Source organism: Spiroplasma endosymbiont of Ammophila pubescens (assembly GCF_964020965.1).
In the GTDB taxonomy this organism is placed as follows: domain Bacteria; phylum Bacillota_I; class Bacilli_A; order Mycoplasmatales; family Mycoplasmataceae; genus Spiroplasma.
In genome coordinates, this window is record NZ_OZ026611.1 from 884844 (window position 1) to 904335 (window position 19492).

A 19492-nucleotide genomic window follows, 5' to 3' on the forward strand; every position below is an offset into this window, starting at 1 on the left:
TATGAAAAGATTATTAAGTTTTATTGGAACAATCATTTTAATCGGAACAAGTACAACAAATTTAGTTGCTTGTAATAAAACACAATATAGCGAAGATGATTTAAAAAAAGAAAAAGAAAAACATAAAATAGATACTGCTAATCAAGAAATTAAAAATAACTTAGAATGAATAGCACCACAAGAAAAACCATTTAATACAGTAGACAGTAAATATTATATAGTTGTTGCTCGAAATAGTTTAAATAGTGATTGAAAGATATTTAAATTAAAAAATAATGGTGAAAAAGGTAGGGGTTTAAAAACAGATTGAGGTGAAAGACCTGTTGGCTGGATTTTTACTTCTAATGGTATTTATTTAGCTACAGGTAATTTGTTAGATACTTCAATGAAATATGTATGAGGTAAAAATAAAAAATATGAAAATTATATTAAATCAGTTTACCGTTGAAATTTAAATAAAAATATTCCTAGTTTAGCTGTAAATAATAAAACTGGTGAAATAGCACTTTAATAAAAAATTTTTAGAAGATTTAAAAATTTTTTTATATTTCTAATGTAATTAATGATAATTTTTCATTATTTATATTAAATAGTTGTAAATTATTAATATTAATTTGTTCTTTTGTGGGTGGGTAGGAAAATATTATACTATTTGATTGTTTTAAAAAATCAGCAACCGCTTTATTTGAATAAGATTTTTCATCTTCAACACCATTTTTATACAAATATCATGTATCATCTTTTATTAATTCTAAATATGTATTTCTATTTTTTCCACTGGCCTTAGTTAAAATAGGACAATTTTTAATTAATTCTAAGTTAATATCTTTTCCTTCAATAATTTTTTCATTTGATTTTTCAATAAAAATATTAATATCATAGTTTCCATAACCTCATATACCTGATATTTCAATTTGATTTAAATTAAATAGTTTTTTATCTTTGTTTCTAATTCATTTGTTATGGATAATCAATTAAAATAATTTGCTTCTAATTGATAAATTGGGTTTTCTGAAATATCTTTGTTTTTAAAACTTACTTTAATTTTATTATCTTTGTTGTTATTAACATTTAGTTGTTGTTTTAAATTTCAATCAGTAATTTGTCCTGTTTTAGGTGAAATAAATGGTGTGTTTGGTTCATCTATAGCATTTCAGCGGTAAACTGATTTAATATAATTTTCATATTTTTTATTTTTACCTAATACATATTTCATTGAAGTATCTAACAAATTACCTGTAGCTAAATAAATACCATTAGAAGTAAAAATCCAGCCAACAGGTCTTTCACCTCAATCTGTTTTTAAACCCCTACCTTTTTCACCATTATTTTTTAATTTAAATATCTTTCAATCACTATTTAAACTATTTCGAGCAACAACTATATAATATTTTTGGCATTGATAACAATGGTACTAAACTAGCATTTTCAATATTTGATGATGGATAAGAATAAACACCATTGACATTGCCTCAACATTTAATATTACCAAATAACATTGATTTAGGATATTTAATTTCAATCCCAGTAAATATTATATCTTCTGGTAATGATTTTTGTAATACTAAATGAATGCTATTTTGATTTTTTCATTTAAAATCAGTCACCTTAACTAAATGAGTAGATTTAATAATATCAACCCTGTCTGGTGAATAAGGATGTTTATATTCTTCAATGATGTAACATTCATTTTTATTGTCTTCGCTAATTGGTTCATTAATGGAAACTATTTTTAAGTCATAAGACTCTAAAAATTCTTTGTCTTGTTTTGAAATATCATTGATTAAAATATCTTTTTCATCAATCATTATATAACTTGTGCTATTGTCTTGAATTGTGGTATTTTGTTGAACTTGTAATTTAAAGTTAAAGTCGTAAATGGTCTTTTTTTCATTTTGATTTATCAATTCAAATGATAATTAAAGAAATTATTAAAGTAATTAAAGGTAATATTGTAAATACTAATCCCGTTTTAGAAACTTTTAATCGTGGAATATCAATTTTCATATCTACTTTTGGTTTACTACTAGCAACAAATATACCCTGAATTCCGTGTGTAAATAAAGGTGTTAATAATATGGCAATTCCATTACCTCAATATTGACCATAATTATATCAATTAATATTATCTTTTATTGCATTAATCATGCCATATTCTAATCAACAATTTAATGCTAAAAATATCAATGTATAAAAACTAACTACTCAACTACGAATTTTATATTTCCTTTCTCATTCTCTAATATCTTTATGAGTTCAATTATAAGTCGGAATAGGGTCTTTTTTAAATCAATTTCAATGTAAGGCACCCTTTAATCAAGTTGTTTTATCTTGTTTCATAATTATTTACCTCATTTAATTTTTTATTCATTTTTATTTAATTCTAATCATTTTTTATTAAATAATTCTTTAATATCATTTCTATTATTTGAAATAATTCTTCATACTGGGTGTTTTTCAAGTAAGTTTAATTCATTAATAGTTGTTGCACTATTTATTTTTCTTATCACTATATCATAAGAATCCGATGTTTCTTTTGAAAAATCAGTATCCATATCACGCTTATAAATAGAATGCGGCTCATCTGCCCTTAATTCGCTATTATTTATTAATTTTCTTTTAATTGTTAAATCTTTAATAACAATATTATTTGTTTCATTTGAAATTGAGCCATCTTGCTTAATCATTATTCTTTGATATGAATTATCTGCTAAAAATGTAAAAATTGATTTTTGTGATATTGTTTCAAAATAATATGTTACAAATTTATTAGCAGATGAATAGTCTGTTATTGAAATTGATATTTTATAGTAATATTTTGTTAAATCATAATTTGGAATTTTAAATGTTAATTTTTCGTTTGCATCTGGATAATTAATTAATTCTCAATCATTGGCACCACTAATAGATATATCACCACTACCCAATAATAAATTACCATTAATAGTTTTAATATTTGTGCCACTTACTAATTTATCTTGTTTAAGATTAATATCTTGTGATGTTTTTACAATATATTTACCATCAACTTTTTCAATATAATTTTTATTAAAATCACTATCTTTAATAACATCCGATGGAATTTCACCACTTTGTTTTGCTTTTCAAACACCATTTTCTTCATAAATACTATCATTATCAAATGGAACAATAAGTTTAATATATTCGTTATAATCAATTTTAGAAAAATCATTAACAGTTGGATAAAAAATATTTATTGAATTATCTGTTTGCAATCGTTCTTTTAATCAAAATAATAATGTTGGATAAAAAGTTTTTTTACTAATATGTTTATATTATTATTCTCATGGATGAGAATAATTATCTAAACTATAATTATAAGGTCTAGATACTGTTTTACTAGATATAATATCAATAATTTCACCTGCTAATTTTAAAACATTTTTAACATCACGAGTAATATTTTCATTTGCCTCAGGGTCATTAGTTTGTGAATAAGCAACTCCACTTTGTGAAAATGATGCACTACCAGTTAAATCATTTACTCCTTTTGGTAAATATCAATTTATAACTGCTAATAAACAAGCAGATTGAATATAACTTAATCATTTATCATATTCAATTAAACCAGTATTATCTTTTTTTACTCATGGAAATAAATCTTTTTTATTAATTTTATCGGAAATTGTCCCACCTGATAATCTATCCATTCATAAACTAGTTTTTAAAATAGCATTATAAATTAAATTATCATTATAAGCAGATTGTTTTCTATCATTAATAGGTTGTCAAAGTTTACTTTCTTTAATATCTTCAACTGTTATAAATAACAAATTACTTAAATTATTTTCCATATAAAACACCTCTTAATTGATTACGATATTTATTTTTTAAATTACTTGGCTTATAACTATTAATTCTTGTTCTTGTTTTCTTAATTGTTTTAATAGTTTGATTAGTTTTGTAAAACATATTTTTAACTGGTGTTTTATATAAATTCTTAATATTTTTAACATCACTTCGGCGTTCACGATACCATTTTTTATTATTAATTTCACCAGCAAAATTAAAATTAAAATGTCCAATTTTTAAATTATTAATAAACTTTTTAATTTGATTTAATTTTTGAACTGTTGGTAATGTTAATTTAGTAGTTCCTTTGGGGTATTTTTCTTTTAATGCTTGTGGTAATCGTTTTTTAATATAATTTCTTAAATGACTAGGTAATCATTTTCTTAATCAATAACGCCAAAATAAAGTTCCTGCATTAGATACAGCATTACTTAATAATTTTCAAATTTCAACTGGAACACTAGGATAAACATATGGACCATAAAATTTCGGATGTTTTGCTGTTTTTGTATATATTAAAATAGTTAAATTACCTGTTAAAGTTAACTTATTTGTAATATTAAACATACCACTATCAAGTCAACTACTATTTAAAGGTTGTCAATTAGTATTTAAATAATTTTCATTTTTAAATTGTTCTCTATTTTTAATATTATTATCTTTTTCTAATTGACTTAATATTTGTTGTATTTCTTTTTTATGACCTTTTTTAATTAAATCTAAATAAGTAAATGGATTTAATCACTGATAAATATCTTCAACTTTATTTGTAATTTTATTATATTTATCACTAATATAATTAATTGGCTTTAATATTTTATTTTTAACTTGATTAGCTCTATTAATTAAATTTACAAATTTACTTATTAAAGGTTTATTTTCTAAATTAGATACTAATAAAGTTAAAACGCGTAATATTAGTAAATTCATTTTATATTAACCTTGATTATTTGGTTTTGATTCTGGTTTTGATGCTGAAATTAGATAATCAACTGGAACTCTAAAAGTTTTATTTAGATTACTTTTAGCGGCAGTAATTTCATCTTGGCTTGGTTGTTTTTCCAAAATAATTTTACATGTTTTTGGATATAAAATAGTTGGTGTTGCATATTGAACTTTACCAATTCATTTAGGGTTAGCAGTATCATTATCTAAAACTTGTTGAATAGTATCCATATTAATTGGATAAGCTCATACTTGTTTATTAATAATTAAACCATTTACATTAGTAAAATTATAACCTTTATCACGGTTAACTTGTCCTTTTGTATATGTTTTTTCTAAATGAAAACTTTTTGATACTGGAATACCCATTGCTGTATTTTCATATAATTCACCATTTACCATCGCTTTTAATTGTGCTTGTGAACCAATTACTTTTAAATAAGCAGGTGTTAATCCTAAATATGATCTTCGACCTAAAACCATAAACATTTTATCTGTTGGTAAACCAAAATATAAATTACTAATTTGATTTGTTAATTCAATCAAAGTTTCATTTAATTTAAAGAATGCTTTATTTGCATCATCTGCATTTTCGGCTGTATAACTACGAAATGGAATTACTTCATATTGACAATCTGCTAAACAATAATCATAAATAGCCTGAATTAATTCACATTCTAAATTAACAAATTTATTCTGTATTACACTAGAAATAGCATCAGCAATAACACCATTTTTAATATTTTGTTCTATTAATGCCAAATCAAATGCTTCATTCATTAATTTTAAATTAAATCTTTTATCAATAGGAACTGGAATTCTTGTTAATCCCATTGTTTGAGTTGTCCCACCATTTGGCAATGAATAATCATCTTGTCATACTACACGATGAGTTAAATTATATAACGCTTGTCCTGCATTAGGTAATCAAGAAACTTGTTCTGCGGTTGCAGTAGCATACTGCATAATACTTGCATATTCATTATATAAAGGTCCACGCAATAAAGCATTAACCATATCAACATAAGCCTTTTGACCTGTTGTATTACCTTGTAATGTAAAAGGTACTTGTGGCAAATTAATTGTTGCCATAATATTTCACTCCCTTATTATCTAAGGTTTTTAAGTGTATAATCAGTTATTTTTTTAATTTCATCAGGAGTATATGCTCCTTTTTCTTTAATAGTTTCAATTTCATCATTTTTATTTTCAACCGATTTTTCAATCATATCTTTAATAAAATTAGTTGGTGAAACTGATGGTTGTTCTTCAAAAAACAAATCAGGTTTTAATTCTTTTAAAGTTTGCATTTTTTCAGATAAAGAACTACCACTAACTTTTTCTAAATTAGTTTTAATATCTTCAATTTTAGTAGATGGAACATCTTTAAATGCTTTTAATTCATCTAATTCATTAGCAACTTTTAAATAATCTTCTTTTGAAATAGTATCTTTTCGTTTTTGTATACCTTCAATAATTTGTTTTGTTTCATTATGAAATTTATTTAAAATATTATCTGCAATTTCTTCACTTAAACCTTGTTCTATTAATCGTTCTTTTGTAAGTGCCATTTTATAAACCTCTCTTTTTTTATTTTTGTTCGAATAACAAGTCAGCATAAGTCTTTTTAAGGCGGAAAGCATAAACCGTAAATTACTTACTTTTTTGTTAAAAGGATAAACCGTTAACATTATTTTACACTATTATTTTAATAATACAACTATTAATAGAGAAGAAGAAAAATATAACTTAATATATTTTACTGCTAATTTAGCCCTTAAAACGCGTAATTAAAGAGTATTTTAAAAGATAAATTTATTAAAATAAGCGCTAATTTTGCTTGTATATGTATATATATACATATATAATGTCAATAGATCTTGATAAAAAGTTTTAATATTAAGAAAAGGAGAAAAACAAGTATGAAAAAATTACTTAGTTTATTAAATGTTTTAACTATTAGTGGAAGTGCTATACCAACAACAATTGCCGCTAGTCCTTATCAAAAAGAAGAAAATATAATTAGTGATATTAGTTATTCACAAACAAATAATAATTTAAAAAATTTAAATAGAGTTAAAAGACAAACACAAAGAATAGTTCCTAGTTTGAAAAATATAATTAGCACTGTTTATATAGGTGAAATTCAAAAAAATAACCAAGAACAAATTATTCAAAGATTAAGAGAAAATAATCATCCAATTCTATCAAGATCAGATTTTTTAGAACATATCGTCTTTGAAAACATTACAGGAGATTCAGCAATAGTTCATGCAAGTCAAAATATTTATGTAGATGACCATGCATATTCTATTCCGAGTTCACTAAATTTTACTATTAATTTCATTTTACGGCCTTTATTGTCAACAATAATTAGAAATAGACATTTAGGTGTTATTCCTGTTCATGCATATTCAATTTTTAGACTAGATGATATTTTTGTTGATTATGGTAGTATTTTGGAGGCTTTACGTAGGGTAAATCCAAATTTAAATGGTGTTGATAGTAATATTATGCAATATATTCGATCATCTTATAATGGTATAACAGAAACAAGATTAGCTTTAACGCAAGAAGGACAAAATTTTTATGAACAAGATTATGTTATATTAAATTATAATGATCATCTGTCTACAGATTTTTTAAACTCACTTTTCCCTAATGGTATTTTAAGAAATAATTTAAACGAATTACAGTTGGGTGAATTGTCAGATAACAGATCCGATACTATTTTAAATAGAATAAGACAATTAAGTCCTGGATTTAATATTAATTATTTTGTTGTTGAAAATATAACAGTCAATTCAGCAACAATTCGTTATGAAAATAATAATGGTGATTTTGCTTCTTTTAGACTTGATTATTCATTTAATGTTACTTTTAATTTAAATAAAAATGAAGAACAAAATTTAAATATAAATGATAATAATGATTCAAATTCAAGTAATAATCAAAAAATAAAAAATATTATTACTAAATTTAATAATTTATCAAAACAATCTAAACAAAATAAATTAAATGAAATCAATCAACATTATCAATCATTACCCGAAAATGAACAAAAAGAATTTAAAGATAAATTAAGAGATGTTGGTTTAGGGCTTACTTCTACCGGAATTTCTGGTGCTGGAATTTTAGGGATTTCAAAAATAACCGGAATATCACCAATAAAAGGCTTATCAACTACTGCCAATTATATCAAAAATAGTTTATCAACCACTCGTACTCTTGTTTCATCAGAAACAGGGGAAGCAGCAGAAATGACCCCACTTTTATCAGAAAGTACTGTAGCAGAAGGTTTAACAGCGGCTGAAACTTTATCAGTTACAGAAGTAGCCGCAGAAGCTGATATTGCTGTGGTTTTAGCGCCCGAAACACTAGGTTTATCATTAGTAATCGGTGGATTAATAATTGCAGGTACTGCTTTAATTTGATGATTCAATGACACTAATGAAGATGTAACAAAACATGAATCACATAATCAATATAATGAAATTGAAAAATACTATAAATTTTTAGCTCATGATCAATTAAAGTTAAGTATTAGTAGTGATGAATGAAATAAAATTAAAGAAATATATGAAAAAACAAAAAATAAAGAAATTTCTTCAAAACATATTACTAATTTTATAAAAGAATGTGAAAAAGAAATTACAAATTTTCATAAAGAAGACCATAGTGGTTGAGGCGGGTCAATTATAGATGATGATATCAATACTATTTTGGAAGTAATTTATTTTGAGTTTGAAACTATCAATAATCATTTTTTATCTAATCCTAACCACGGTTGAAAAATTATTACAAATACTATAGGCAGTTATTTTATAATTGAGGAGGAATAAAAAATGAAAAAATTACTAAGTATTTTAGGGACAGTTAGTTTAATTACTAGCGGAAGTAGCAATTTAATTGCATGTGATAATAGTGAATTAATATCAGAAAACTTAGCGGAATTAAAAGAAAAAAATAGTATAAATATAAATGGAAATATTTTAGAATGAATAGTACCCCAAGAAAAACCATTTAATGAAATTGATAATAAATATTATTATGTAGTATGACGAGGTGATAAAAACGAGGATTGAAGAATTGTTAAATTTCAAAATAAAAAAGAACAAAGACTAATAAAATTTGATTAACAAAATAAATATTATATTAAAATTGGGCAATATAATGGAGGTTTTGATATTTCTATAAATCAATATCCCTCTAGTGTACAAACATTAAAACCTTGGCAAAAATATAATGAAACTTATTTTAAATTTGTTTATCGTTGAAATTTAGATACTAATGTACCTGATTTAATTTTAGATGAAAACAGTAATGTAAAAGTTAATGGTGAATAGAAAAAAAGATTGTTAAATCTCTTTTTATTTTCTTGGTTTCATTCTAATTTTAACAGGACTATTACTATTATTTCTAATACCTAAAATATTTTCGTTATTAATATCTATTGTTATATTTTTATCATTACCTCTAATGTGGTAATATTTGGAACTTTCCAATATTCTTCCTCATAAATATATAATTATTACTTTTGAAAATCTAATTTTTAATTTTAAATCATTAGTATAATATGCTTGTAAATATGTTTCTTCAATTTTACGATTAACATCATAATTTAATTTAGTAATCATAGGTAGAAAAAATAAAGTACCATTATTTTGTTTAGTTTTATAACTTTGTTCATAATAACTGCCTGATAATCCATAGGTATTTCAAATATCAAACGTTTTAATATCATTTATTGGTATTTCTTTTGTATCATTTATGGTAAAAATACTACCAAAATTAACTTTTTCAATTTGTAAACAGCCATTTTGCAATAAAGTTATATCATCTAATGACCCTAAATCAATATTACATTTATCATAACCACCTAATAAATTAATGTCTCTATTAGAAATAAATTTTTCTATATCTGGTGGTCCACATTCAACTTGCAAATTATTAAGATTACTTATTTCAATCGTTTTATAAGAACTAATAAATTTATCAATACTTTTAATAGTTGTGTCTACTTGTTTTAAATCAATTTCTATTTCATAGTAACAATAATTATAATCATCATTAAATAAATTCAATATTGTAAGACCAGTATTATTTTTACATTGTACTGGTGTTATAATTTTAGTTTTTAATGGTTTGATTGTATTAGAATCTAAGATATCTTTTGTATACTCTTTATAATTATATGGCACTGGTGGGAGAACATACTGTGGGTAATTAAATGTTGGTATTTCATAATCATGTGGTAGTAAGAAACTAGTTTTATAATTAGTTGTCATATCGCGTAAATAATTATTTAATGTACTTTTTGTTTTACCTCTGAAACTTCATACTGATAAGCGTAAATAATCTTCTTCATTATTAGTATATGGGTTATCAGCATAAAAGATAATTTCAAAATTACCTTTATATAATGCTTGAATAGAAAACATATCAATTATATAACTACAATTTGTACCATCTGGTGTTTGTAAGAATTCGCAATCATTATCTTTTTCACTATCACTAACTGGTGTTTGAGCATCAACTGCTCTTACTAATTCATTAATTAAATAGATACGATTAGTTTTAGGGTTTAATTGTTTTAAATTATAAGTTGAATAAGTTATTCGTTCTGTTGGTTTACCATCTTTTTCTAAAACATTACCTTGTATTTTATCAGTTAATAAAGTAGTAAAACTAAAACTAGTAGCATTAGCACCAATCATAGCACCAATTTTATCATTTCCTTGTTCTCTAAATATTTCAAATGGTAAATAACCTTTACCTTTTGATTTTTCAGACCAAAATGCATCATTATAGAAACTATAAATATTAGCACTCATAAAGCCATTAAGTCATTGAAAATTAGGTCAAGTTTTTTCATCTTGGTTAATTACTCATCCTCAGGGAATACCAAATGAAATAAAGTTTAAGAACTTACCAACTCCACCCGGTATCGTAAAAGGGTTAAAAACTATTTTTTGCGTATAGTTTAAAGGTAATACTGTAATTTGGCGATTAATAAAATTATTCATATTTAAAATATCTCAAACATTACATTTACCCATTTTATTATATTCAATTTGAACTTGACCAACAGTATTACCAAATTCATCTTTTCTTCTAAAATATGATGATGCTTGGGTACTAATTATATTATTAACATCTTCATTATTTACTTTTATTTTATCCGGTGGAGTAATCATTCAATTTTTAGACCAATAAAATTTAGAGTCATTATCTTCTTTATGAATAGTTGTTCCAACAGTCGGATTGGTTGCTGTTGAACTAGCTTTATCAGTTATTACAATTCCCTCACTATTTTTTTGATTTCAAAAGTCGTATCTACTTTCCATATCTTTTTTTCAATCTTCATAACCAGTTATCATAGTTGGTTGAATACCTTGAATGTTATATCAACTTACTTCGGGTGATGCATAAGTATTTATTTTATCAGGTGGGGCAGGATACATGTTATACATTAATAGATCACGAGAATTCATTACTTTTTTATTAAATTGACCTTTAATAATTGGTCGCCCAATTACTGGCATATCAAAAAATATCGGATTACCATAAAATTTAACTACCATTGCTCTAACCCCTGGGTCTTTTAATAAAATTTCATCTAATTCAACAATACCTTTATTTAGTTTTTCATCATAAGTTATTTTAGGAAAACAATAACCTTCGCCTGGGGCACTTGTTTGTATAAATTGTCGTACTGATAAACCACTATTACTAATTTTGTCATTAATACTTGAAAAGGTAATTTCTTGTCATAAGAAATCACCATCTTCTACGGAATAATAATTAATAACATTTGATGGATATAATCATTGTCTATCTTGGGGAGCAGAATTAATATCACCACCACCAATATTTAATCCACGGTCATTAAATGCAGTATAAAAATTATAATAATCATTAATATTTAATTTATCTGCATCTTCATCTAAAATTAATAAAGTATATTGTCTTTCAGTTGATTGTTGAGTAAATACTTGTTCAAATTTAGCATCACCAAATTGAATTGAACTTCTATCATCAATCATATAAGCATCTCAATATTTACCAACTTTAACCTCTTTTGTATAAAAATTATCGGCTTTATTATCATTATTAATAAAATAACTTAATTTATATTTATTTAAGTATTCTAGCATTCTATTAATATCATAAATATTTTCACCATCAATTAATTTTCAATAAACATTATTATTTTCATCTTTTAATTTTATCGCAAAAGGTGTCTCATTATTTGCTCATATTGTTGAGTTAATTGGTTGTTTACTAAAATCATCAATCGTTAAAATATTAATTTCTTCACCTTTATATTTTTGGACTATTTTTAAACTACCTTGTCATTGAGCAATTGTACTTTCTATATTATCAAATATGCGTGAATAACTACCATAATCACTTGGTTTTGCATTATTAGGTTTTCAACCTGTTTCAGTATCAGATATATATGAACTATAAACATTAAAAGGAAATACCATTCAATGCCTATTATCTCTTATGTTTTCTCTTATATCTATTAAAGTATCATGTGCTTGTCTTCTTAATTCTTCCATAACACCTGGGTTAATTCTACTCATTTTTTAATTCTCCTTAATTTTTGTTCTACCTTGTAAGGCATTTTTATTATTGCCAGTTTCATTATATTCTAGTAATTTATTATTATGTTCAATTTCTTTGGCTTGCATTTTATCTTGTCATTTTTCTACTTTTTCAAAATATTTGGTTGCTTCTAATTCATCAACATTATCATATTCAGTTATCACTCTTATTGGCTCCATTGTTCAATTATCTAATCTAGTAGTAATTAATTCATTTTGTCGCATTTGGTCTACTAAACTAGCACTAACAAAATCAAATCCATAAGGGCGTTCACCAGTACCATCTCATAAACCATAATATTTTAAAACAGTATCAAACATCTTAGTATAATATTGTTTACGATATGCTTGTAAATATGCTTGTTTTTCTAAGTCTTTTGTTTTTTTTATTAATGATTGGGTTTTATTTTCTTCACTATCTGAGGCATCACCAAAAGGATTAGAAAAATTACATGCTAAGTATACTTGTTCAATAATTGATTTTTGATCTTCGGTATATGTTTCTAAGGTTGGTGTCTCTTGTACTACTTGTAAAGATTGGGATAATTGACCATCAACGGCTGATTGACCTGATTGAATAAAAATATCATCAAAAGCATCTTGTAATACTTTTTTATTGCCTTTGTTATAAGCAGTCATTAAATCATCATATAATACCCCATATCAATGAGTACGATTTGCTCATCTTTCTTTTGATTTAATATTAAAACTATCTTCTAAATCAAGTTGATGTTGATAAAAATAAAGGATTAGGTTCATTTATCATTTCTCAAAAGGGCACTATACCTAATTTATTTTTAAATTCTTGAACTAAAACAGGTCTAACATCATCTTTAATTTGTGTTTTACTTTGACCAACAACTACTTCATTATTTTTAGGTCAACCTTTAATAATTATTTTATCTTTGGTACAAATTAAATTTAAAATAAAACCACTATCTGATTGATGATAATTTAATCAAATATCAGCACCTTATTCAATTTCATTTATTTTACTTACACGAGATGTAAAGTTAAAAGGGTTAATTCATAAATCAATATTACCGTCTGATGTTTCTAATAAACCAAAGATAGTTTTACCCATTAAACTTGCTGTTAATTCGTTTTTATCTAATTTTTCTTTTATTTTATAATTTTCATATCATCAATTTAATTTTTCTAAAACGTCCTTACGATGCGACTTAAATAAAATATCTTTACCATTTACTAATCGCATTTGATGGCGAGCAATAATATTTGCTAAATTAATTGTTCAATCATAATTATAAAATTTTAAAACACTATTAATATCATTTAAGTTTGGTAAAGATGGATAGGTATTATTCATGGTTATTTTGCTCCTTTAAATTTAAGATAAGTGCATAATTAATTATATTTACTGTTAATAAACTAGGTTCATTTGCTAAAACTTGTATACATACTTTAACTTTTTGATATTTCTTAATATATTCGTTATATAAATTTAATTTACATATTGCGATATTATCTTTTTTTAATTCTTGACAAAGTCTTTTTTTAACTTGTCCACAAACAGACATATAAGGTCTTTTTGCATTTATTACACGCTCATCGTGTATTACATAAATATCTTTTTTCATTAAGTTATTCACTCCCTTTGTTGTCATAATTTATAATCTGTTGAACTATTATGTTTAATCATATTAACTAATTCAAAGTGTAAGGCATAAAAATCACTATCAAATGTATCATCATATAAGTCTAATACTTTTTCTTCTCTTGCTTCAGGCTTATCTTCTCATTGTATTAATTCATATTGGGTTTTACTTACAGAACATTTTTCTCATAATCATTTTAATTGATTAGTATTTATTAACATTGTGAATGCCTCTACACGATGTCTTACTTTAAATTTTTGTTTTTGTGCTGGTTTAAATGTCATATATTGACCAAAAGAATAATTATATTTTTCTCGGTTTAAACTTTGCAATGTTGAATAAGCACTATCATCAACATTAATCGATATACCTTGCTGAATTAAATTAAAATATTGATTTAATTGATTGTTATAAAACTCTAAAATATCTTTAACTTGTTCTAATTCAGTTTTAAATTGTTGTGTAGCATTTGAATGAGTATATTCAGCAACTTTATAGGCTTTTTTATCAAATGAGTTATATATTCAAAAACTAGCCGCTGTTGTATGTCCTTTAGGACTAGTAGCATTAGCAATATCAACACCACCTAATAATTTAGTTGGTTGAATAATATCTGTTGTTTGCATAATATCAATATATCTTGCAAAGATTGATCCACTAGTATTGCCAGGCAATCCTCAACTCCAAACTCTTGCTCTTTCAATATCTAACTGTTTTAATCTTAATTGTTCATTAACTTTATCTTGTGGTAATTCATAATTTAATCTTCAACTAGAATAATGAATAATAATTTTCATATTTCATTTTTCAATATACTTAATTTGCTCATATTTACTACGCATTATTTCTTTATTAAAAGGTAATAATTCATTACAATAACCAACAATATATCTTTTTAAACTTTCAGGGTTACATGTATTAATTGTTATTTTATTTTGATAACCACGAATAGCAAATTATAAATCACTTAAATCTTTTTGTTGAAATTGATCACATTCTTCTCTTCAATCAATTACTAATTTATATTTATTTAAATCAGCAAAAGCTTTTAATTTTTCTTTTCTGCTAGGTGAATGTAAACCTTTACAATATATTTTGCTACCATTTGATAAAGTAAAAGTAAAATTTGATAAATTAATAGTATAAGGAATATGATTTTCATCTAACATATTTCATATATTTTGAAATACACTATCTTTTAAATCTTTACTCCAATACATACTAGCAATGATACAAATTGGTTCTTTAATTAATAAACTAATTTTTAATAATTCACCAAACATTTTAATATTTGATATAGTTTTACCACTATATCGTGTTCCAATTTGATTAATTTCATTAACTAACTCAAACTTTTTAGCAAATGTATATTTATTACCAATAGTACTATTTTGTAATAACCAATAAGGTGTTTCTAACAAATAAGTAAAATGATTAAGCATTATTATCACTTTCTTTTTTAATATCTCTAATCTCTGTTTGTAAATTAACAATTATTGGTTGTTGATTATTTAAGTTTAATTCTTTTTCAAGTTCTTTTTCTTGTAGTGAATATTTATAATTAAATGCTCGTTGTCAATATAATTTAGCACCATCAGGTGATTTCATCATAAAATTAATTATTTCACTTTCAATTCTATCAACTTGTTTTTCAAGTAAAGGAACTATCTTCTCGCTCGCATAAGTATCATATCTTCACTTGTGAGAAAGATTGAATTCATTGGTTAAATCGTTCAAAGTATATGGTTTATTAGGTGATTTATTTTGCCAAAATTCATCTATTTTACGATAGAATGTTCGTAAACTTGCTGTTTTTGGATTAAATTCTTTCATTTTTTACTTCTTTATATGGTTAAATATAAGTAGAGAAAAACATGTACAGAAGAACTTGACACGGTTCTTTTTTTATTATCTATATTTTAAATCAAAATAAAAAAAGTAAATTACTTTACTTTTTTCAGTTAAATTAATTTGCTAATAATTAACAATTAAATTATAACACAATAAATAAAAAATAATATCTTTTTTTTGCATTTTTATTATTTTTGTGTTAATGTGTAGAACTAAGAAAAGAGGGTAAAAAAATGATAAATATTGATAACAACTTTTTTAAGAATTTTAATAATTTGTTATATATACAAAGTATTGAAATTATTCAACAAAATTTAGAAGATTGTGATGAATGAATTTTTAAAAATTATAAAATTGATGAAACTTTAAAAGAATTTAAAGATTATAAAGTAAAAGAAATAAAACCAAGAAAATTAACTATTTTAAATGGGAAAATAACTTTTAAAAGAAGAAAATATTATAAAATTAATCCAGAAACAGGTAAAGAAGAATATATTTTTCCTTTGGATAAACTTTTAGGAATTGAAAAATGACAAAGAATAGATAATTCTATTAAAGAAAAAATATTATCATTTATTGGCAAGAAAAAAACATATCAAGATATTTTAGATACTATGGAACATGTAAAAATTTGTATAAAAACAATTTCAAATATTATGAAAAATGCAAAAACTGATAAAGAATATTATCTTAATAAAACTGATAAAAAAATAAAGATACCTCATACTTTATATATTCAAATTGATGGAACTTATTTAAAAATGTGAAATGAAAAGAAAAAAGGAAAAGAAAAAATAAAAAAACATAGTATATTTTCAACTGTTCATACTGGTTTTGATAAGGCAAAATCAACGAAAAAAAGACCTGTAATTGCAAATAAATTAGGTGTTATAGAACTTGATAATATTCCAGAATATATTAAAAAAAATAGTAAATTAACTAATTTTGTTAATAAATTATTTACATTAATTACCAGTTATTATGATATTAATGATAATATTGAATTTATGGTATTAGGCGATGGTGCACCTTGAATTAAAAATATTGTAAAATTTATTCAAGAATATTTTCCTAAAAATAAAGTACATTACACGATAGATAAATTCCACCTTACAAGTAGATTTAAAAAATTATATCCTTATCAAAGTAAAAACAAAGAAAACAGAGAAACGTACCATAAAACAATCGATTATTTTTTTAATGCTAAATATGAAGAATTATTAGAATGTTTAGAAAACAGTGCTTCTTTTATAAAAGAAGCAAAAATTAAATTCTTAAAAGAGACAATTAAATTAATTAAAAATAATGAAGAAAGTGTCAGAAATCAAACATTATGAAATAATACTGGTTGTCATATTGAGGGTGATATATCACATTACTGTAAAGGTGTTTTGGTTAAAAAAGCAACTTATCATGAAAAAACTCTTAAAAATAAATTAAATACTAGTATGATGAATTTTAAAAATAAAATTAATTTATTTAATACTAATGAACCATTAGAAGAAAATAGAATTAATTATTCAGTTAATAATTTTGTAAATAATAATTTACAACCAAACTTATATTTTTATTAATTTTATCTAATAAATTAAATAACTTTAATAAACATGTATTTTTGTCATGGAAAAATTTAAAAAATGTTAAAATATTGTTGACAATAAAATTAAAAGTAATATAATTTAGATAAGTAAGTGTTATTTTTATTCCACAATTTCTAAGATATTAATTAAAACCCTTAAATAATACATACAACCAACAATTATATGGTTCTTATGGTAGTGGCAATATTGAATTTGATGCATATAATGACAGCATTACTAATAAAGGCGAATTTAAACTACAAACTGCATCATATGTGACAGAACTATTAATAAGTTCAATATCTGGTTATGGTACATGAGAGTTTAGGATGGTTGATGAATATAATGAGACAGTTAAATTTACAATTGATTTATTTGATAGCACTGATCAATCTAGGTCATTAGTATCCCTTATATTTTATAAGGGTTTTTATTTGCCAAAACCCACGAGCGCTCGCGCACATGTTTTCTAAAAAAAGATTTTCCTTGACTCCAATTTAAAAATAGTGGAAAATTATGTATATTTGTAAATATGAATGGAATGAAGATTTGCAAATAAGAATAATTGTAGAGGTCTCCATACTTTTAGAATTCGCCGCAAGAAAAATTTTTTTGAAAACATAGTGCGCTCGCGCGTAAATTTATTGACAAATTAAGAAAAATAGTGCATCTATATTGATATTGAAACAAAAGAAATAATTAACTTAAATTGAGATGAACAAAACTGTAATTTTAATATTGATGTATTAGCTAAGATTTTTATTGCCAAATTTTGTGAGCCAATATCAAAACCAGCAATATTTAAAATTTTAATTAGGGCAAAAGGGTTTAAAAAATTTTATCTTATTTGTTTATTAGCTTTATTTTATACATGCAATTTTTTAGATTGAAATTGTCTACTAGCACGATATACTTACATATCCGCAAAAGATAACTACGATAAAAAAATGACAAGAGTGATTAATGATCTAGTTGAATATGGCGTTACGATTAAAGAAGCTATTGATGAAAAAATAATAAAGAAAAGAGCTAGTTATAATTTATTCGAATACAAATGACCAAATGGAAGAATAATTAAAGTTGTTGGTTTTGATAATGGAAGTACTTGAGAAGGGCAAGACGCATCAGTAGGGGAATATGTCTTTTTTGGTTTAGACGAAGTTATTCCATTGGATGCAACAATTTTAGATGAAAACGAATAGTGGGAAAAATATTACAACTACAAGAGAAGTAGTTCCACAATTATGTTATTCAGACGAGGATGTAACAATGGAATTGCGAAAAGAACAGGTTATTATTTTTGGTTTCAATAATCATAATACTGATCATATTATTTATGATACATTTGTTCAATCGATTTTTCCATTAATAGATGAAGTCCAAAAAGAATTAGATAACAATGATATATCATATTTTAATGATCCAACTTTTATGAATAATATTGGTGTAACAGTTGTCATAGGCACTACTAAAGTAAATAATAAAAATCTTAGTCAAAGAGTATTTGATTTAGGGAATTGATTAAATGAAAATAAACCAGAAGTATATGATTCATTATTTCGTGGAGGAGAAAGACAATTTAATGCTGAACGTTATAGCTATAAAAAAGATTTAATTACTGGCGCAAAATTTTTTAATTCAAAAGATTTTTTTTGAAAAGATATGAATAAATATTGATTTACTAAAATTAAGATTGGTGCTGATTATAATGATAGTATCAAAGGGCAAGACGATGCTACTCAAATTTTAATAGGATTTGAATTTGACAAGGAAGAATTTATTGAAGGAATTTATATTCTTGAAGAACAATCAATATCAAGTACAGAATTTAAGGATATGACTGAAAAAGTTGATAGTATGGTTAATAAAATTAATAGTTGATCACAAATTTATCATAACTTAAAAGAAGACTTTAGTTATCGTATTGGACATGACGCTCGTACAGTTGGCCATTTTGTTAGAAAAACACTACTCGAAAATAATGATTGGAAAAATATCGATTTAGATATTACAATTTTTTTCTGTTTGCTATAATTATAAGTAAATTATTTATAAAAAATTTAAATAATTTAAG

Annotated in this window: 22 protein-coding genes; 6 read left to right on the forward strand and 16 right to left on the reverse strand. The window is 24.1% G+C overall.

Going from position 1 to position 19492, the window contains the following annotated elements; genetic code table 4:
- Position 1 precedes the first annotated feature (1 nt).
- Positions 2-511: a lipoprotein gene (locus ABNT63_RS05615; protein WP_348734823.1), complete on the forward strand. Its 510-nt coding sequence runs from the start codon at positions 2-4 to the stop codon at positions 509-511.
- A 31-nt stretch (positions 512-542) separates the two neighbouring features.
- On the opposite strand, the gene ABNT63_RS05620 is transcribed toward ABNT63_RS05615, so the two are convergent.
- The 9 genes from ABNT63_RS05620 to ABNT63_RS05660 all read right to left on the reverse strand — a co-directional run bounded on the left by ABNT63_RS05620 (position 543) and on the right by ABNT63_RS05660 (position 6329).
- Entirely contained in the window at positions 543-974 is a 432-nt protein-coding gene (locus ABNT63_RS05620; protein WP_348734824.1) for a hypothetical protein, read from the reverse strand.
- Entirely contained in the window at positions 920-1216 is a 297-nt protein-coding gene (locus tag ABNT63_RS05625; protein ID WP_348734825.1) for a hypothetical protein, read from the reverse strand. Before ABNT63_RS05625 ends, ABNT63_RS05620 begins: the two co-directional genes overlap by 55 nt.
- Positions 1217-1364: 148 nt before the next feature.
- Positions 1365-1907, reverse strand: coding sequence for a hypothetical protein (locus tag ABNT63_RS05630; protein WP_348734826.1), 543 nt, complete (start codon positions 1905-1907; stop codon positions 1365-1367).
- Positions 1867-2340 carry a hypothetical protein gene (locus ABNT63_RS05635; RefSeq protein WP_348734827.1) on the reverse strand — a complete coding sequence of 158 codons (474 nt, stop codon included), beginning with the start codon at positions 2338-2340 and terminating at the stop codon, positions 1867-1869. Before ABNT63_RS05635 ends, ABNT63_RS05630 begins: the two co-directional genes overlap by 41 nt.
- A gap of 23 nt (positions 2341-2363) precedes the next feature.
- Positions 2364-3236, reverse strand: coding sequence for a hypothetical protein (locus tag ABNT63_RS05640; RefSeq protein ID WP_348734828.1), 873 nt, complete (start codon positions 3234-3236; stop codon positions 2364-2366).
- Between the two features lie 63 nt (positions 3237-3299).
- Positions 3300-3815, reverse strand: a complete 516-nt coding sequence (locus ABNT63_RS05645; protein ID WP_348734829.1) for a hypothetical protein — start codon at positions 3813-3815, stop codon at positions 3300-3302.
- Positions 3805-4743 (reverse strand): hypothetical protein, encoded by a 939-nt coding sequence (locus ABNT63_RS05650; RefSeq protein ID WP_348734830.1) that lies wholly within the window; start codon positions 4741-4743, stop codon positions 3805-3807. Before ABNT63_RS05650 ends, ABNT63_RS05645 begins: the two co-directional genes overlap by 11 nt.
- Positions 4744-4749: 6 nt before the next feature.
- A complete protein-coding gene (locus ABNT63_RS05655) occupies positions 4750-5850 on the reverse strand; it encodes a hypothetical protein (RefSeq protein WP_348734831.1) in 1101 nt (366 codons plus the stop codon).
- A gap of 17 nt (positions 5851-5867) precedes the next feature.
- Positions 5868-6329, reverse strand: a complete 462-nt coding sequence (locus tag ABNT63_RS05660) for a hypothetical protein (RefSeq protein ID WP_348734832.1) — start codon at positions 6327-6329, stop codon at positions 5868-5870.
- Positions 6330-6680: 351 nt separating this feature from the next.
- Between ABNT63_RS05660 and ABNT63_RS05665 the strand changes: the two genes are divergently transcribed.
- Both ABNT63_RS05665 and ABNT63_RS05670 read left to right on the forward strand, forming a co-directional pair.
- Entirely contained in the window at positions 6681-8600 is a 1920-nt protein-coding gene (locus ABNT63_RS05665) for a hypothetical protein (RefSeq protein ID WP_348734833.1), read from the forward strand.
- A gap of 3 nt (positions 8601-8603) precedes the next feature.
- On the forward strand, positions 8604-8897 hold the full coding sequence (locus tag ABNT63_RS05670; RefSeq protein WP_348734834.1) for a lipoprotein: 294 nt from the start codon (positions 8604-8606) through the stop codon (positions 8895-8897).
- Positions 8898-9128: 231 nt separating this feature from the next.
- On the opposite strand, the gene ABNT63_RS05675 is transcribed toward ABNT63_RS05670, so the two are convergent.
- The 7 genes from ABNT63_RS05675 to ABNT63_RS05705 all read right to left on the reverse strand — a co-directional run bounded on the left by ABNT63_RS05675 (position 9129) and on the right by ABNT63_RS05705 (position 15820).
- Positions 9129-12350, reverse strand: coding sequence for a hypothetical protein (locus ABNT63_RS05675; protein ID WP_348734835.1), 3222 nt, complete (start codon positions 12348-12350; stop codon positions 9129-9131).
- 3 nt (positions 12351-12353) lie between these two features.
- The gene (locus ABNT63_RS05680) at positions 12354-13130 is read right to left on the reverse strand and encodes a hypothetical protein (RefSeq protein ID WP_348734836.1); all 777 of its coding nucleotides are present in this window, start codon (positions 13128-13130) and stop codon (positions 12354-12356) included.
- Positions 13131-13344: 214 nt separating this feature from the next.
- Positions 13345-13698: a hypothetical protein gene (locus tag ABNT63_RS05685; RefSeq protein WP_348734837.1), complete on the reverse strand. Its 354-nt coding sequence runs from the start codon at positions 13696-13698 to the stop codon at positions 13345-13347.
- Positions 13691-13969, reverse strand: coding sequence for a hypothetical protein (locus ABNT63_RS05690; protein ID WP_348734838.1), 279 nt, complete (start codon positions 13967-13969; stop codon positions 13691-13693). The genes ABNT63_RS05685 and ABNT63_RS05690 overlap by 8 nt, the downstream gene beginning before the upstream one ends.
- A complete protein-coding gene (locus ABNT63_RS05695; protein WP_348737157.1) occupies positions 13969-14937 on the reverse strand; it encodes a PBSX family phage terminase large subunit in 969 nt (322 codons plus the stop codon). Before ABNT63_RS05695 ends, ABNT63_RS05690 begins: the two co-directional genes overlap by 1 nt.
- 6 nt (positions 14938-14943) lie before the next feature.
- Complete coding sequence (locus ABNT63_RS05700) at positions 14944-15429, reverse strand: phage terminase large subunit (protein WP_348734839.1); 486 nt, start codon at positions 15427-15429, stop codon at positions 14944-14946.
- Positions 15422-15820: a hypothetical protein gene (locus ABNT63_RS05705; RefSeq protein ID WP_348734840.1), complete on the reverse strand. Its 399-nt coding sequence runs from the start codon at positions 15818-15820 to the stop codon at positions 15422-15424. The genes ABNT63_RS05700 and ABNT63_RS05705 overlap by 8 nt, the downstream gene beginning before the upstream one ends.
- A gap of 251 nt (positions 15821-16071) precedes the next feature.
- Here ABNT63_RS05705 and ABNT63_RS05710 point away from each other — a divergent pair, with 251 nt between their 5' ends.
- From ABNT63_RS05710 to ABNT63_RS05720, 3 genes are all read left to right on the forward strand, one after another.
- Positions 16072-17412 (forward strand): Mbov_0401 family ICE element transposase-like protein, encoded by a 1341-nt coding sequence (locus tag ABNT63_RS05710; RefSeq protein WP_348734841.1) that lies wholly within the window; start codon positions 16072-16074, stop codon positions 17410-17412.
- Between the two features lie 962 nt (positions 17413-18374).
- A complete protein-coding gene (locus ABNT63_RS05715) occupies positions 18375-18620 on the forward strand; it encodes a hypothetical protein (RefSeq protein WP_348734842.1) in 246 nt (81 codons plus the stop codon).
- Positions 18607-19452: a hypothetical protein gene (locus ABNT63_RS05720; protein WP_348734843.1), complete on the forward strand. Its 846-nt coding sequence runs from the start codon at positions 18607-18609 to the stop codon at positions 19450-19452. The genes ABNT63_RS05715 and ABNT63_RS05720 overlap by 14 nt, the downstream gene beginning before the upstream one ends.
- Positions 19453-19492: the final 40 nt, after the last annotated feature.